The following is a 15,189-nucleotide window of genomic DNA, read 5'->3' on the forward strand; positions in this document are numbered from 1 at the left end:
CGCGTGCTCCGGGTGCGCGAGGACCATGTCGGCGCGGCCCTGGATGAGTTCGTCGGTGGCGAAGGCGGAGTCGAAGGTCATGACGTCGACGAGCTCGCGCATCGTCTCGAAGCTCGGCTGGCGGTAGCCCTTCTGCAGGATCTTCAGGCCCTCGGTCAGCCCGGCCGCGCCCATGAGGGTGGGGCCGCCGGAGGAGGAGCCCATCGTGATGAGGCGGTGGACCCGCTCGGGGTGCTCGTAGCCGAAGCGCAGCGTCGTGCCGCCACCCATCGAGTTGCCGATGATCGTCGCCATGTCGATCTCGAGGGCGTCCATGAGGTCGACGAGCGCCGTCGAGTGGTCGCGCTCCTGCCAGGTGACGGGGTCGGACTCGCCCCAGCCGGGCATGTCCGCGGCGATCACGTGGTATTTCTCCGCGAGGCGGGGGATGTTGGGGGAGAAGTTGCTCCAGCCCGTGGCGCCCGGCCCCGAGCCGTGCAGCAGGATGATCGTCTCGGCGTTGCCGACGCCGGCCTCGTTGACGTGGATCGTCCAGCGGCGGGTGACGACCATCCGGCTCGTCGACGCATAGGTCAGCTCGGCGCTGTCGGTCTGCGTGGTGTCGGTCGTGGCGGTCATGCGAGGGACTCCTTCGTGCGTGCGGTCATGACACCGAAGCCCGCGATGAACTCCGGGATCGGTCGGTAGTACTCGTGCTCGACGACGTAGTCACCGGCGGCGGCGAGGGCGGAGAAGGCGGTGACCCACGTGCGCACCTCGTGCGAGGAGTTGCCTGCGACCGCAGCCATCTCGTCGGTCTCGTAGCGGTCGAAGGAGGCCACCTCCCCTTCGCGGCAGACGGTGAGGAACTCGTGGTCCCACGTCGGGTTGAGGTCGAGGATCGTGGCCCGCCCCGCGGCGAACTCACGGGCCGTGTCGACGACCCGCTGCTCACGGGCCGCACGCGCCTGCGGCGTCGGGTTGCGCCCGGCGAGCAGGCCGGCGCGCACCTCGGGGGAGGCGGTCGCCCACTGCGGCACCGGCGGGTCATGGCTGAGGCCACCGGAGGCGATGACGAGGATCCGCTCGGGCCGGTACGCGGCCCAGCGGCCGATCGCCTCGCCGAGCGCGCGGATGCGTCGCATCGGGACGAAGGGGGCGGCCACACAGTTGACGAAGAGCGGGATCGTCGGCACCGAGTCGATCCGGCCGAAGATCACCTCGAGCGGCTGCACCGCCCCGTGGTCGACGCCCATCGCCCGCGAGATCGTCAGGTCGATGTCGGATGCCTGTACGCGCTGGGCCAGGTCGAGCGCGACCTCGCCGGGCACGTCGAGGTCGCCGGTGGCGGTGCCGTAGTCGCCCAGGCCGTGGGCGGCGAGGCCGAGGCAGAAGGGCGGCATCGTGTCGTAGAAGAAGCCGTTGTAGTGGTCCGGCCCGATGGTGATGACGAGCTCCGGGTCGACCTCGGCGACGAAGGCACGCACCGCCTCGAAGGCGCCGTCGACCTCCGCCCGCACCTGCGGCTCGACCTCCACCCGGTGCAGCAGCGGCGTGTGCGACATCGCGACCAGTGACAGGCTCATGCCACGACCTCCAGCGTTTCCACGCCCTTGGTCTCGAGGCTCCTCGCAGAGCTCGTCGCACCTCGACCAGCGTGGTCCGTCGCGCTCATCGCCACCCGCAGCGCGGCGAGCGCCCGCCCCGAGTCCTGCGCCAGGCAGGCCGCGGCGACGAAGCGGTCGGGCCGCAGGAAGGCCACGCCGACGGCGTGCCGGTCGAACCACCCCTTGATCGACCCGTCGACGTCACCGACGACGAGGGTGCCGGACCCGGCGTACTCCGCCTCGGCCCACGGCCGCTGCGACTCGGACATGAAGGAGACGAAGCGAGCGCCCATGTGCTGCAGCTGTGCTCGCTCCTCCTCGGTGAAAAGACGCGCCGGGTCGTTGCCCCAGGCGGCGACCGTCCACCAGAGGCCGGTGACGTCGTCAAGACGGGCCCCGGTGACCTCGCTGGTGTTGACCCGCGGCTGCGGGAACTGCCGCCCGACCGGGGTGACCTTGTCGACGGCGTTCTTGACCGTCATGAAGATCGAGGTCCGACGACGGGGCTGCTCACCGGGCGCCAGCGAGTCCGGGGCGACGACGACGCCCTTCGCGTAGAAAGGCATCGGCTTGAAGCGCATGTCGGTGAAGTAGCTCTTGACCCGCGGGCTGAGGTTGAGTGCGCGCGAGGCGACATCCCTGGCGCCGCAGACGATCCGGTTGGTCGGCTTGATGACATTGCCGAGCGTCATCGACAGGTCGATCATCGCCTTGGCGTGGTCGTGCCGCTCCGCCTCGAAGCTGTCGAGCAGGCGGTCGTCGGCCTGGCCAGAGAGGACGGCGGCGAGCTTCCACGACAGGTTGGTCGCGTCGCGCATGCCGGAGTTCCACCCCTGGCCCATCCACACCGGCATGAGGTGCGCGGCGTCGCCGGCGATGAGCACGCGACCGGAGCGGAAGCTGCTCGCGATGCGTCCGTGGTGGGTGAAGACGCGGCGGCGGATGACGTCGAGCGAGGCGCTGTCGGGCACGTGCTCGCGCAGGAGGTCCGCGACGAAACCGTCGTCCTCGACGCGCTCGCTCGGCTCGTCGTCGAAGAGCATGAACTCCCAGCGGCGGATGCCGTGCGGCAGGCCGATGGAGACGTAGGGACGGGCGGGGTCGGCGCCGAGGTAGACGTTCGGAAGGCCCAGCGGGTCGTTGCGCACGTCGATGACGACCCAGCGCGTGGACGGGGAGTGGCCGACGAAGTCGACGCCCATCCGCTTGCGGGTGGGGGAGGAACCCCCTTCGCAGCCGACGACGTACTGCGCCGTGATCGTCTCCTCCCGCGCGCTTCCGTCGGGGGCGGTGACGCTCGCCGTGACCTCGACGTGGTCTCCGCGGTCCTGCGCGTCGGTGACCGTGTGGCCGAAGCGCACGTCGACGTCGGCGAAGCGGGCCAGGCCCTCGTAGAGCCGGCGGTCGACGAGCGGCTGGATGAAGCCGAACTTGCGCGGCCAGCCGAGCGGTTCGCCGGCGGGCGCATTGGTCATCATCGTCTCGCCCTTGCCGTTGACCAGGCGCATGACGTGGTGCGGGATGGTGAAGGGGGTGACCTCGTCGACGAGGCCCATCGTCTGGATCGAGCGCATCGACTCGTCGTCGAGGCCGACACCTCGCGGGTAGTCGATGAGGTCGCTGCGGGCTTCGAGCACGATCGCGCTTCGGCCGTAGCGACCCAGCAGGTTGGCCAGGGCCAGGCCGGTCGGGCCGGCTCCGACGATCACGACTTCGGTCTGCATGTCACCACTCCTTCGGGGTCAGTGGCAGCACCATGGCCCCGCCCCCGTGGCCGGGCACACGCCCCGTGCCACCGGGTGGCACGCGCGACACCCCTCGCGCGCCCGGTGGCTGAGGTGCGACGAAGGAGCCTCGAAGCCCCCGCACCTCCGGACGAAGGGAGGCGACTGCGCCCGCCGAAGTCCTTCGTCCTCGTGTGGGCGTTGAACCTCAGCCGCGCATCGCCGCACTCGCCCGGGCGCACACGTCGAGGAGCAGCTGCTCGTAGCCGGCGCGGGCGACAGTGGTCGGCCCGGTGACCGCGAGGGAGGCGACGGGCCGCCCGTCGGTGTCGGTGACGACCGAGGCGATGCTGCTCACCCCTTCGACGTACTCGTTGTCGTCCACGCCGATGCGGGTGCGCGCGACCTTGGCCAGCTCGACGCGCAGCTCGTCGCCGTCGGTGATCGTGCGATCGGTGAAGGCGGTCAGCTCCGACGCGCACACCCTGTCGGCGGCCTCGCGGTCGAAGGCGAGCAGCACCTTGCCGAGGGAGGTCGCGTGGGCCGGGGCGCGCCCGCCGATCCGGGAGGGGGAGTGCGCCCGGTGCACGCCGTGCAGCTTGTTGAGGAAGAGCAGCTCCCCGTCCCGCAGCACCCCGAGCTGGCAGGTCTCGCGGGTCTGCTCGTAGAGGGCGGAGAGGAAGGGGGTGAGCCGCACCTGGACCTTGGCGATCGTCGGCTCGTCCGGCAGGACGAGGTGCGAGCCGAAGAGCGGCCCCGTCCGGTAGTGATCGCCGCGCCGCTCCACCGCACCGGTCGCCTCGAGCGTGTGCAGCAGGCGGAAGGCCGTCGACTTGGCGATACCCGTGCGCCGGGCGAGCTCGCTCACGCCCAGACCCTCCGCGCCGAACTGGTCGACCATCGCGAGCAGCTGGACCGCACGCTCGACCGAGCTGACCTGCTTGGGCACGAGTCCCCCTTCCGTCCAGTGGCGTCGAGACGGCCGCGGGCGGCCTCCTCGGCCAGCGTAGCCGCCCGTGCCACGTGGTGGCACGGGCGCTGTCCCCGGTGACGTCGCACACCGCCAATGGGGCGGGTACCCCTGACCTGGAGGCCCCATGATCAACGACGATCTGCCCACCGCCGCGGCACCCGCGGCGACCGTGACGACGACCCCGCGCGAGAGGCGCCGCGCCCAGTCCTCGAGCTTCATCGGCTCGGCGGTCGAGTACTACGACTTCCTGCTCTACGCGGCCGCCGCCGGGCTGGTCTTCCCCGACCTCTTCTTCTCCGGGATGGACCACGGCACGGGCGTGCTGCTCAGCTACCTCACCCTCTTCACCGGCTATGTCTCGCGGCCCATCGGTGGCCTGCTCTTCGGGCACTTCGGCGACAAGATCGGCCGCAAGCGGATGCTCGTCATCACGCTGCTCGTCATGGGCATCGTCTCCATGGTCATCGGCCTCATGCCGACCGCGGCCTCGATCGGCATCGCCGCCCCGATCCTGCTCGGGATGCTGCGTCTCGTCCAGGGCCTCGCCGTCGGTGGCGAGTGGGCCGGCGCGATGCTCATGTCCGGCGAGCACTCCACGAAGGAGTCCAAGGGCTTCGGCGCCTCGCTGGCGATGGCCGGCGCTCCCTTCGGTGCCGTCATGGCCACGCTCGTGCTCGGCGTGACCTCCGCCCTGTCCGGACCGGCCTTCACCGAATGGGCCTGGCGCATCCCCTTCCTGCTGTCCGCGGTCGTCGTCGCCGTCGGTCTGTACCTGCGCACCCGCGTCTCCGAGAGCCCGGAGTTCGAGGCCGCCCGCAAGCGCGGTGAGGTCCACACCGGCCTGCCGCTCGCGGTCCTCTTCACCCAGTACCGCTCGACGGTCATCCTCGGCAGCCTCGCCGTCATGGCGCCGCTCTTCATCCAGGGACTGCTCGCGGTCTTCATGGTCCCGTACGTCGTCGACAGCGGAGCCGTCTCCCGCGAGGCCGCGCTCTACATGCTCACGCTGAGCAACTTCGTGCACATCTTCACCATCCCGGCCTTCGCCGCGCTGAGCGACCGACTCGGCCGCAAGCCCGTCATGGTCGCCGGGGCCGCCTTCTCCGCGGTCGCCGTGTGGCCGATGTTCATGCTCTTCGACAGCGGCAACGCCACGCTCATCGCCCTCGCCTTCTTCGTCGGCAACCCGCTGATCCAGGCCTCGATGTTCGGCCCGGTCGGTGCCTACCTGTCCGAGCTCTTCGAGCCCACCGCGCGGTACTCGGGCGTCTCGCTGACCTACCAGCTCGGCTCGCTGCTCGGTGCCGGTCTGGCCCCGCTCGTCGCCCAGCGTCTCGTGAGCGGCCCCGGCGACACCGCCTCCCTCGCGTGGTACATCGGTGCCGCCTATGTCATCAGTGCCGTCGCGGTGGTCCTGTCGCGCTCGGCGGCCGTGCGACGTGCAGGGCGAAGGGCGGACGTCGCCGAGGGTGTGCCCGTCGCCTGATCCTCACCCGAGGAGCGTGACGAGCACCAGCGACGTGCCTCCGGCGATGAGCGTCGAGGCGGTCGCGAGGGCCACCGCCTGCACCGGCAGGGGCCACAGGTCCTTGGCCCGGATGCCCAGACCGAGCCCGTACATGCCGGCGGCGAGCAGGAGCGTGGTCGCGAGGTCGGTCGCCGACAGCAGGGACGTCGGGAGCAGTCCGGTGGACCGCAGGGCGACCGCGCCGACGAAGGCGGTGATGAACCACGGGACCGGGGGAGCCGACGTGCGCTGGTCCCCCTTCGCGAGGACTGCGGTGATGGGCGCAAGCAGGGCGACCCGGCCCAGCTTGACCGTCGTCGCCAACGCGACCGCGGAGCCGCCGACGAGTGACCCTGCGGCCACGACCTGGGCGACCTCGTGGATGCTCGCACCGGCCCAGGTCGCGGCCTGGCGATCGGACAGGCCGATGACGTCCCCGAGCCATGGCACGAGCGCGATCATCGCCGAGCCGAAGATCGTCACCAGGGCGACCGCGAGCGCGACGTACCGCTCCCGCGCCCGCACCGTGTCCTGGACGGCGGCGATCGCAGCCGCGCCGCAGATGGAGAACCCGGCCGACAGCAGCACGACGAAGCCCTCGTCCAGCCCGAGTCGTCGCCCGAGGAGCAGCGTCCCCCGGAAGGTCACCGCGACCGTCACCGCGATGACCGTCAGACCTGCCGGACCGATCGAGATGATGTCGGCGACGGGGAGCTGCAGCCCCAGGGCGGCGACCCCGAGCCGCAGGAGCAGCTGGGTCGCCCGGCCGTGCCCGGCGACGACCGGGCGCGCGATGAGGGGAGAGTTGGCGACGACGACGCCGATGACGAGCGCGAGCAGCAGCGGGCTGAGCAGGGGGACGAAGGGGGCGACCGTCACCGCGATCCCCGCCGCGAGGAGTGGGGGCCCGGCGCTCCCGCGTGCCGACGGCGCGGCAGCGGCGACCGGGGGCGACGTCGGGAGGGTGCGGGTCGTGCTCACGGTCCTCACTCTGCCCGCGCGCGGCGCGCTCCGGTAGACGCCGGTCAGCACACAGGTCATAGCCTGTACCTATGGCTGATCTGCCGGACATCGACATCGAGACCCTCCGCCTCATCGTGGCGGTGGACGAGGCCGGGAGCCTGAGCGCCGCCGCGCGCGACCGGGGCCTCAGTCAGCCGTCGGCGAGTGCGCGGGTGCGGGCCTTCGAGGCGCGGTGGCAGCTCGCCCTCCTGGACCGGTCGCCCCGCGGGTCGACCCTGACGACGGACGGGCAGGCGGTCATCGCCTGGGCCAGGCGCGTGCTCACGGAGGCCGACACGATGCGTGCGGGCCTCGCCTCGCTCACGGGTGGGCGCAAGGGCGAGGTGCGGGTCGCGGCCAGTCTGACGATCGCCGAGTTCATCCTCCCGCGGTGGCTCGGGCGTCTGCGCGACTCGATGGAGGTCCACCCACAGCTGCACGTCGTCAACAGTGACCGGGTCGCCGACATGGTCCGGTCGCGCCTGGCCGACATCGGCTTCATCGAGACGGCCGCCCGACCCGCCGGGCTCGAGCACCGCGTCGTCGGTGCCGACCGACTCGTCGTCGTGGTCCATCCGGACCATCCGTGGGCGAGCCGGCGGACCCCCCTTCGGCCGGAGACGATGGCGCGCGCGGAGTGGGTGCTGCGCGAGGAGGGGAGCGGCACGCGCAGCACCTTCGAAGCGGCCCTCGGGGCCCGGCCCACGACCGCCCTGCAGGCCGGCTCGACCGCCGCCCTCATCGGGGCCGTCCGCGCCGGACTGGGCCCCGGGGTGGTCTCCGAGCGGGCGGTCGCCGCCGAGATCGCCGCGCGGCACCTCGTCGCCGTGCCCACCGCGCTCGACCTCGAGCGCCCGCTGACCGCGGTGTGGCGCAAGGGGTCGCGGATGGCAGCCGCGACCTCCGAGCTGCTGCGGGTGGCCTCGGGAGGGTGAGGAAGTCTCCCTTCGAGACGGTCGCTGCTCGACCTCCTCAGGGACCGTGGGCAGGGTCTACCTAGACAACAAGTTGAATAGTAGAGTCGGCGCATGACCTCGCACGCGTACCCCCACCTGCTCGAGCCGATCAAGGTCGGCTCCACGACCCTGCGCAACCGTGTCCTCATGGGCTCGATGCACGTCGGCCTCGAGGAGGCGCCCAACGGCTTCGAGAGGATGGCTGCCTTCTACGCCGAGCGGGCGAAGGGCGGCGCCGGCCTGATCGTCACCGGCGGCATTGCGCCCAACGAGCGCGCCCGGCCGGTCGAGGGCGGCGCGACGATGACGAGCGAGGCCGACGTCGCGGACCACCGCCTCATCACCGACGCCGTCCACGAGGCCGGCGGCCACATCGCGATGCAGATCCTGCACTTCGGGCGCTACGCGTACCACGCCGACCTCGTCGCGCCCTCGCCGATCCAGGCGCCGATCAGCCCCCACGTCCCGCACGAGCTCACCGACGCCGAGATCGAGCAGACCATCGAGGACTACGTGCGCTGCGCGCTGCTCGCCCAGCAGGCCGGGTACGACGGCGTCGAGATCATGGGCTCCGAGGGTTACCTCATCAACGAGTTCATCGTGACCCGCACCAACCAGCGCACCGACCGCTGGGGCGGCAGCTACGACAACCGGATCCGCTTCCCCCTCGAGATCATCCGCCGCGTGCGGGCCGCCGTCGGCGACGACTTCGTCCTCGTCTACCGCCTCTCCATGATCGACCTCGTGCCAGAGGGCTCGACCCTCGACGAAGTCGTCCACCTGGCCCGCCAGGTCGAGGCCGCGGGCGCCGACATCATCAACACCGGCATCGGCTGGCACGAGGCCCGCGTGCCCACGATCGCCACGCAGGTGCCGCGCGCCGCGTGGGCAGGTGTGACCAAGCGCCTCATGGGCGAGGTCTCCGTCCCGCTCGTCGTCACAAACCGGATCAACACCCCCGACGTCGCCGAGCAGCTGCTCGCCGACGGCTACGGCGACATGGTCTCGATGGCCCGTCCCTTCCTCGCGGACCCGCAGTTCGTGGCCAAGGCGGCGAAGGGGGAACCGGAGTCGATCAACACGTGCATCGGGTGCAACCAGGCATGCCTCGACCACACCTTCGGCGGCAAGATCACCTCCTGCCTGGTCAACCCGCGCGCCTGCCACGAGACCGAGCTCGTCATCGGCCCCACCCGCAGCGCCAAGCGGGTCGCCGTCGTCGGTGCCGGCCCCGCGGGCCTGGCCTTCGCGACCACCGCGGCCGAGCGCGGCCATCACGTCACCCTCTTCGACGCCGCCGACGACATCGGCGGCCAGCTCGACGTCGCCCGCAGGGTGCCGGGCAAGGAGGAGTTCGACGAGACGCTGCGGTACTTCCGCCACCGCCTCGCCGAGACCGGTGTCGACGTCAAGCTCGGTGCCCGTGTCGACGCGGACGACCTCTCCGGCTACGACGAGGTCGCCGTCGCCACGGGTGTCACCCCGCGCGTGCCCGAGCTGCCGGGGGTCGACCACCCGAAGGTCGTCGGCTACCTCGACGTGCTGCGCCACGGCGCACCGGTGGGGGAGCGCGTCGCGATCCTCGGCGCCGGGGGCATCGGCTTCGACGTCGCCGCCTTCATCACCGACCCGGGCGACCGGGCGAGTTTGGACATCGCGGCGTTCCAGGAGACCTGGGGGATCGATGGTGACCACGCGACGGCCGGCGGGCTGGTGCCCCCTTCGCACCGCTCGGCGCCACGTGAGGTCACGCTGCTGCAGCGCAAGGCGACCAAGGTCGGCGCGGGACTGGGCAAGACGACCGGCTGGATCCACCGCACCGAGCTCGCCCAGCGCGGGGTGCGGATGGTCCCGGGCGTCACCTACGAGCGCATCGACGACGCCGGGCTCCACGTGACCATCGACGGGCAGGCGCAGGTGCTCGACGTCGACACGATCATCTTGTGCACCGGGCAGGAGCCCAACCGCGCGCTCCACGACGAGCTCGCCGCGCAGGGCGTCACCGTCCACCTCATCGGCGGCGCCGACGTCGCCGCAGAGCTGGACGCCAAGCGGGCCATCGACCAGGGCACGCGGCTGGCGGCGCAGGTCTGATGCGCTATGTCGCGATCGGCGACAGCCTCACCGAGGGCATCGGCGACGACCCGTGGCCCGACGGCACGCCGCGTGGATGGGCCGACCGCCTCGCCGAGATGCTCGCCGCCCACCACGGCGACGTCGAGTACGCCAACCTCGCCGTCCGCGGACTGCGCGCCCAGCAGGTCCTCGAGTCGCAGGTCGCGCCGGCCCTGGCGATGGAGCCGGACGTCGTGACCCTCACGGCCGGCATGAACGACCTGCTGCGTCCCGCCTCGACCCCGATGTCCTGCGCCGCACGCTCGTGGCGATCGTGCGTCCGTTCACGACGAATGGGGTCCGTGTCGCCGTCGTGCCCATCCCCGACATCCGCTCCGTGAGCCCTGCGGGTCGGCTCATCGCCCGCCGCCGTGTGGTGCTCAACGGGATCTACCAGCACCTGGCCGACGAGCACGGCATGCTGCCGCCGGCGATGACGACGGGGACGATCTTCGAGGACCCGCGGGCCTGGGCCGATGACCGGCTGCACCTGTCGGCCCTCGGGCACGAGCGACTCGCGACGGGCAGTGCCGAGGCCTTCGGAGTGCCGGTCGCTGCCGGGTGGGAGCGAGTACTCGACGGGGCCGTGCCGCCGCGCACCTGGCGGACGGAGGCCACGTGGGCGCGCACCCATGTCGGCCCGTGGCTGGGCCGGCGGCTCACCGGCCGCTCGTCGGGCGACGGGCGGGTGGCCAAGCGGCCGCAGCCCCTGCCGGTGGTCGCGGGTCCGGCGTCCTAGCTGTCGCTCGTTCTGCTGGCAGCGGCCGCTGCTGCCTGGATGTCGGCGAAGCGCTCGGCCATCCGCGTGGCGAGGGCCTGCGACGCCTTCATCGGCCGGGTCATGACCATGAACTCGATGATCTTGCCCTCCTCGTCGAAGGTGAGGAAGTCGCACCCGGTGATGTCGAGGCCGTCGACCTTCGCCTGGAAGACGTAGGCCTCCTCGCGGCCGTCCTTCAGCTCGCGGACGTAGTGCAGGTCCTCGAAGACCTCGGCCACCGAGCGCAGGATCGCGGCGGTGATCGCCTTGCCGGGGTAGGGGGTGTGGGCGACGGGGCTGCGGAAGACGACGTCGTCGGCGAGCATCGCCTCGACGGCGTCCATGTCCTTGCGTTCGATGGCTTCACGGAACATGTCGCCAACCTAGTCAACAAAGTGACTAGGCGCCAGAGGTCTGTGCGTCTGACCTCACGTTCCCTGAGGAGGTTGCGCAGCAACCGTCTCGAAGGGCGGGGACCGTACGCTCTGCCCATGGCCCTCCAGGACGCGATCCTCACCGCCCTCGCCCACGACGAGTCGTCCGGGTACGACCTGTCCAAGGCCTTCGACGTGTCGGTCGCCAACTACTGGACGGCCAGCGCGCAGCAGCTCTACCGCGAGCTGGACAAGATGGAGGAGGCCGGGCTCGTGCGCGCCCGCAGCGTCGCCCAGTCCAAGCGACCGGACAAGCGGGTCTTCCGCCTCACCGCTGCCGGCCGTAAGGCGCTGCGCGCCCATACGTTGCGCTCACCCAAGCCCATGGCGGTGCGCGACGAGCTGCTCGTCCAGGTCGCGGCGCTCGAGTCCGGGGACCCGGCGGCGATCCGGGAGCACGTCGTGGAGCGGATGGAGGCCTTCGAGGCGAAGCTGGCGGTCTACCGGCTCGTGCAGGAGCGCACCCTCGCCGGTCGGACCGAGGAGGAGTTCCTGGCGTCGGGTGAGCCCGTGGGGCAGTACCTGACGCTGCTGCGGGGCATCAGCTTCGAGGAGGAAAACCTCGCGTGGGGCTCCCGGGTGCTCGCCGTGATCGACGCCCGCTCCGGCGACTGAGGGTCAGCCGCCCACGGACCGACAGATCACGGCACTGACGACGAGGGCGCGCAGCGTCTCGCCCGCCGCCGGCGCGAAGCCCACGCGGTCGAAGTGAGCTCCCATGACGACCCGGGTCACGCCCGGCAGCACGCGACCGACGACGCGGCCCGCCGGGTCCAGGACCTCTTGCGGTGGGCGGGTCGTCAGGCGCCCCAGCGGGACTCCGGCCGCATCGGCCAGCGAGACCTCGGGAAACATCCGGGTCAGACCCATGCCCGCGACCTCCCCGCTCCCGATCGTGGTGCCGTGCGCGTCGGTCACCTGCATGGTGAACGCACCGTCCTTGCCGGCGGACTTGGCGATCTCGAACCGGGTCGTGCCGTCGACATCCTCGACGACGAAGCCCGCGGCGCCCGCCCACCGCCGGCTCATCGCGCGCATGACGGCACCGGGACTGAACTCCAGCGCGGGGGAGCGGTACCGAACCCTCCCGACCTCGCTGTCCCCCGAGCGCAGCACGAAACACCATCCGGACTCGGGCAGCAGGTCGACCGCGTCGTGGGCGAAGGGGGAGCGCATGTCCAGATCCTGTCAGGTCTCAGTCGCGTCGGGCGCGCGCGGCGAAGGCGTCGAGGGCCGAGGTCACCTGCGGCGCCACCCAGGCGACGTACCGTTGTCGCCCCGTGGCCTTGACGAGGATGCCCGCATCCCGCAGGCGGGCGATGACCGCGTCGGCGGCCGGTTGCGACAGTCCGATCTCGCGCTGGATCAGGGCCGAGGTGACGGCAGGCTGGCGCAGCAGCAGCGGCAGGACGCGCCAGATCGACGCGGTGCGGCGGGCCGTGATCGCCTCGCCCCACTCCTCATGGAGCTCGACGAGGTCCCGTGCCAGCTCCCGGCCGTTGCCGATGGCGGCGAAGGTGGCCTCGACGAAGCGGTCGACGATGGGCGTCACGTCGCCCTGGCGGTAGGCGGTGAGTGCGTCGAAGTACGTGGAGGTGTCGGCGAGCAGACCTGCCGAGACCGGGACCGTCGCGCGGGTCGTCGCGCCGGCGTGCTGCAACATCGCGTGGACCAGTGCCCGTCCGACGCGGCCGTTGCCGTCGGCGAAGGGGTGGATCGTCTCGAACTGCGCGTGCGCGACGGCGACCTGCACGACCAATGGCAGGTCCGTCCGGGCGATGAAGACGCACAGGTCGTCGAGAGCATCCGGGACCCGCTCGTGGCGAGGTGCGACGAAGCTCGCGCCGTGCGGCGACACGGCGGACCCGCCGATCCACACCGGCTCGTCGCGCAGTCGTCCCGGTCCCGCGTGCTGCTGGTCGTGCACGAGGGCCCGGTGGATCGCGAGGATCGTCGGCGGCGACAGCTCCTCGGTCAGGTCGATGGCCCGCTCCATCGCCTCGACATTGGCCGCGACCAGGGCGGCGTTGCTGCCCTGCCGGGCCAGGTCGATCTCGGCCATCGCAAGAGCGCGCGCACCGGCGGTGACGTCCTCGATCTGTGACGAGGATGCGGACTCGGTCCGCAGGAGGACCGAGGCGAGGGGTGCCAGCTCGGTGCCGGGGAGCATGGACGTCAGCTCCGCGTCGAAGCGGGAGATCTCCGCCCGCGCGTCGTCCGCTGCCCCGAGCGTCGTCGCGTCGACGGCCAGCTCGAGTTGGGCGATCTGAGCGGGGATCGCCGCGTCGTACGAGGAGGAGATCCGGGCGCGCTGGCTGCGGGAGAGCGGTTGGCCCGGGTCGCGCTCCCAGGGCAAGTTCTCCCAGCCGACCTGCGTCCCGCGAGTCATCGCTGCTCCTGACATAGGTGAAAGCACGTTCACTTATGTTAGCGCGATTCGGGGCTCGTCCCCTTCGACGTCATGACGAAGGGAGGGGCCACGGCGATCGCTCGCCCTGGCCCCTCCCTTCGCTCGGTCAGCCCTGGGTCTGCTCCCGCAGCGCCTTGGCGGCGCGGGCGGCGACCTCGTCGGCCTTGGAGACCGACTGCGTCACCTGGCGGGCGGCGCGGCGCGGCTCCGACGCACCCGACTGCAGCTGCGGCAGCAGCTGCGCCATGAGCAGCGTCGACAGCGCGGAGCTGTCGCCGGCGCCGGCGTCGGTGTGGACGATGACCGGGCGTGGGGCGTCCTCGGCGAGGCTGGCGCCCACGTCGAGGCGACGACGTGCGAGCTCGTAGCCGAGCACCGCGCGGTTGTCGCGATAGGCGGTGGCCAGCTGCTCCTGCGCCTTGGCCTCACCCTGCGCGGCGACGAGGTTGGTGCGGGCCCGCGTCTCGATCTCGTAGCGGATCTTCTGCGCCTCGGTCTCGCGCTCCTCGAGCATCTGCGCGACGTCCTTGCGGGCCTTGTTGAGCGAGGCCTGGACCTCGACGACCTTGGCGTCGCGCACCTTCTTGGAGCGCTCGATCTCGAGCAGGAGGGTGTCGATGCGGCGCTTGCGCGTCAGCTCCCACTCCTTTTCGTACGCGACGAGCTCCTTGGCGACCCGCTCACGGGTGGCCAGGTGCTCGCGGTACTGGTCGGGCAGCTGCACGTCGGGGATGTTGCAGCCCATGATCTGGACGCCGTAGCGGGTCAGCTGGCGGTTGAGCAGGTCCTGCATGTCCTTGACGTCGCTGCCGCGCAGGTCGTACGCCTGCTCGGTGCGCACCTGGCGGCTGCGCTGCCGGATCGCGTCCTGCACCGAGTTGGACAGCACGAGGTCGAAGTTGCCCGCGCCGATCGTCTGCACGAACCGGATCGCGTCGACGATGCGGAACCGCAGGAAGAACTCGATCGACTTCAGCGGCACGTTTTCGTGCGTCGGCGAGCTGAGCACCGGTGCGGTGTAAGGGATCTCGGTCGTCACGTCGACGACGTAGGCGACACGCGCCCAGGGGTGCCACAGGTAGTGGCGACCGGGGGAGAGGCCCGGGCCGGAGATCGCGCCGAACTTCGTCAGCACCCCGACCGTGCCCTCCTCGATCTCGACGATCGAGGAGCGCCACCACCACAGCGCCGACAGGAGGAAGGAGAGGATCGCGACGAAGATCGCCAGGCCGCCGAGCGCCCCCTTGTCGGACGCGGCGAGGAAGACGCCGCTGAACAGGGCCCACAGTCCGAACCAGATCAGGGCGGTCCAGCGCATGCCGCGCTTGTCCTTGGGGATGACGACGGGCACGAGGGAGCCGGAGTCACCACCACGCAGGTAGCGCGCGACATCGCTCCACCCGGAGACGACCTCCTTGATCGAGCTCATGCCCTGGCCGCGCACGGCGCGGACCGCCTGCTCCATCATCTGGTCACTCATTGCGCTCACCCTCGCTCGCGTCGGTCTGGGTCATCGGCTCGGTCATCGGCGGTGGCGGCGGCATGTCGACCGGCGGGCCGGTCGGCGCGCTCAGGTCGGTGGGCGCCACGGGGGCCGAAGGGCGGATCCCGCCACCGTGACGAGGTGCGGTGTCCTCGACGTCCGGCGTGGTGGGCACGGTGGGCACTGCGGTGCCGGCGGGCCCCGTCGGCTCGGCGACGCTCGGGTCGCCGGAGGTGCTC

At 71.5% G+C, this 15,189-nt stretch carries 15 protein-coding genes and 1 pseudogene; 6 read left to right on the forward strand and 10 right to left on the reverse strand.

Going from position 1 to position 15,189, the window contains the following annotated elements; genetic code table 11:
* The 4 genes from JAN01S_RS14615 to JAN01S_RS14630 all read right to left on the reverse strand — a co-directional run.
* Nucleotides 1-618 (reverse strand): alpha/beta fold hydrolase (locus JAN01S_RS14615; protein WP_068319343.1); only part of this gene is annotated, 618 nt, incomplete at its 3' end.
* The gene (locus JAN01S_RS14620) at nt 615-1,565 is read right to left on the reverse strand and encodes a 3-carboxyethylcatechol 2,3-dioxygenase (RefSeq protein WP_068319344.1); all 951 of its coding nucleotides are present in this window, start codon (nt 1,563-1,565) and stop codon (nt 615-617) included. The genes JAN01S_RS14620 and JAN01S_RS14615, both read right to left, overlap by 4 nt.
* The gene (locus JAN01S_RS14625) at nt 1,562-3,310 is read right to left on the reverse strand and encodes a bifunctional 3-(3-hydroxy-phenyl)propionate/3-hydroxycinnamic acid hydroxylase (RefSeq protein WP_068319345.1); all 1,749 of its coding nucleotides are present in this window, start codon (nt 3,308-3,310) and stop codon (nt 1,562-1,564) included. Before JAN01S_RS14625 ends, JAN01S_RS14620 begins: the two co-directional genes overlap by 4 nt.
* Nucleotides 3,311-3,518: 208 nt before the next feature.
* Nucleotides 3,519-4,259: an IclR family transcriptional regulator gene (locus tag JAN01S_RS14630; protein WP_068319346.1), complete on the reverse strand. Its 741-nt coding sequence runs from the start codon at nt 4,257-4,259 to the stop codon at nt 3,519-3,521.
* A gap of 148 nt (nt 4,260-4,407) precedes the next feature.
* Between JAN01S_RS14630 and JAN01S_RS14635 the strand changes: the two genes are divergently transcribed.
* Entirely contained in the window at nt 4,408-5,769 is a 1,362-nt protein-coding gene (locus tag JAN01S_RS14635; protein ID WP_068319347.1) for an MFS transporter, read from the forward strand.
* 3 nt (nt 5,770-5,772) lie between these two features.
* Here JAN01S_RS14635 and JAN01S_RS14640 read toward each other — a convergent pair whose 3' ends face one another.
* On the reverse strand, nt 5,773-6,771 hold the full coding sequence (locus JAN01S_RS14640; protein WP_068319348.1) for a YeiH family protein: 999 nt from the start codon (nt 6,769-6,771) through the stop codon (nt 5,773-5,775).
* A gap of 71 nt (nt 6,772-6,842) precedes the next feature.
* Between JAN01S_RS14640 and JAN01S_RS14645 the strand changes: the two genes are divergently transcribed.
* The 4 genes from JAN01S_RS14645 to JAN01S_RS17425 all read left to right on the forward strand — a co-directional run bounded on the left by JAN01S_RS14645 (nt 6,843) and on the right by JAN01S_RS17425 (nt 10,602).
* Nucleotides 6,843-7,727, forward strand: coding sequence for a LysR family transcriptional regulator (locus JAN01S_RS14645; RefSeq protein WP_068319349.1), 885 nt, complete (start codon nt 6,843-6,845; stop codon nt 7,725-7,727).
* 93 nt (nt 7,728-7,820) lie between these two features.
* Complete coding sequence (locus JAN01S_RS14650; RefSeq protein ID WP_068319350.1) at nt 7,821-9,842, forward strand: NADPH-dependent 2,4-dienoyl-CoA reductase; 2,022 nt, start codon at nt 7,821-7,823, stop codon at nt 9,840-9,842.
* Nucleotides 9,842-10,204 (forward strand): SGNH/GDSL hydrolase family protein, encoded by a 363-nt coding sequence (locus JAN01S_RS17420; protein WP_218000056.1) that lies wholly within the window; start codon nt 9,842-9,844, stop codon nt 10,202-10,204. The genes JAN01S_RS14650 and JAN01S_RS17420 overlap by 1 nt, the downstream gene beginning before the upstream one ends.
* Nucleotides 10,201-10,602, forward strand: a complete 402-nt coding sequence (locus JAN01S_RS17425; RefSeq protein WP_218000057.1) for an SGNH/GDSL hydrolase family protein — start codon at nt 10,201-10,203, stop codon at nt 10,600-10,602. The genes JAN01S_RS17420 and JAN01S_RS17425 overlap by 4 nt, the downstream gene beginning before the upstream one ends.
* Here JAN01S_RS17425 and JAN01S_RS14660 read toward each other — a convergent pair.
* Nucleotides 10,599-10,997 (reverse strand): nuclear transport factor 2 family protein, encoded by a 399-nt coding sequence (locus JAN01S_RS14660; protein WP_068319351.1) that lies wholly within the window; start codon nt 10,995-10,997, stop codon nt 10,599-10,601. The two genes, JAN01S_RS17425 and JAN01S_RS14660, sit on opposite strands and share 4 nt — an antisense overlap.
* 117 nt (nt 10,998-11,114) lie before the next feature.
* Between JAN01S_RS14660 and JAN01S_RS14665 the strand changes: the two genes are divergently transcribed.
* Nucleotides 11,115-11,672 carry a PadR family transcriptional regulator gene (locus JAN01S_RS14665; protein ID WP_068319352.1) on the forward strand — a complete coding sequence of 186 codons (558 nt, stop codon included), beginning with the start codon at nt 11,115-11,117 and terminating at the stop codon, nt 11,670-11,672.
* Nucleotides 11,673-11,675: 3 nt separating this feature from the next.
* Here JAN01S_RS14665 and JAN01S_RS14670 read toward each other — a convergent pair whose 3' ends face one another.
* From JAN01S_RS14670 to JAN01S_RS14685, 4 genes and pseudogenes are all read right to left on the reverse strand, one after another.
* The gene (locus JAN01S_RS14670; RefSeq protein ID WP_068319353.1) at nt 11,676-12,233 is read right to left on the reverse strand and encodes a hypothetical protein; all 558 of its coding nucleotides are present in this window, start codon (nt 12,231-12,233) and stop codon (nt 11,676-11,678) included.
* Between the two features lie 19 nt (nt 12,234-12,252).
* A complete protein-coding gene (locus JAN01S_RS14675; protein ID WP_068319354.1) occupies nt 12,253-13,446 on the reverse strand; it encodes a Fic family protein in 1,194 nt (397 codons plus the stop codon).
* Nucleotides 13,447-13,573: 127 nt separating this feature from the next.
* Complete coding sequence (locus tag JAN01S_RS14680) at nt 13,574-14,947, reverse strand: SPFH domain-containing protein (RefSeq protein ID WP_218000058.1); 1,374 nt, start codon at nt 14,945-14,947, stop codon at nt 13,574-13,576.
* Nucleotides 14,940-15,189, reverse strand: a pseudogene (locus JAN01S_RS14685) (hypothetical protein); the annotation flags it as partial. The gene JAN01S_RS14680 and the pseudogene JAN01S_RS14685, both read right to left, overlap by 8 nt.

The sequence above is a fragment of the Janibacter anophelis NBRC 107843 genome (genome assembly GCF_001570945.1).
Lineage (GTDB): Bacteria > Actinomycetota > Actinomycetes > Actinomycetales > Dermatophilaceae > Janibacter > Janibacter anophelis.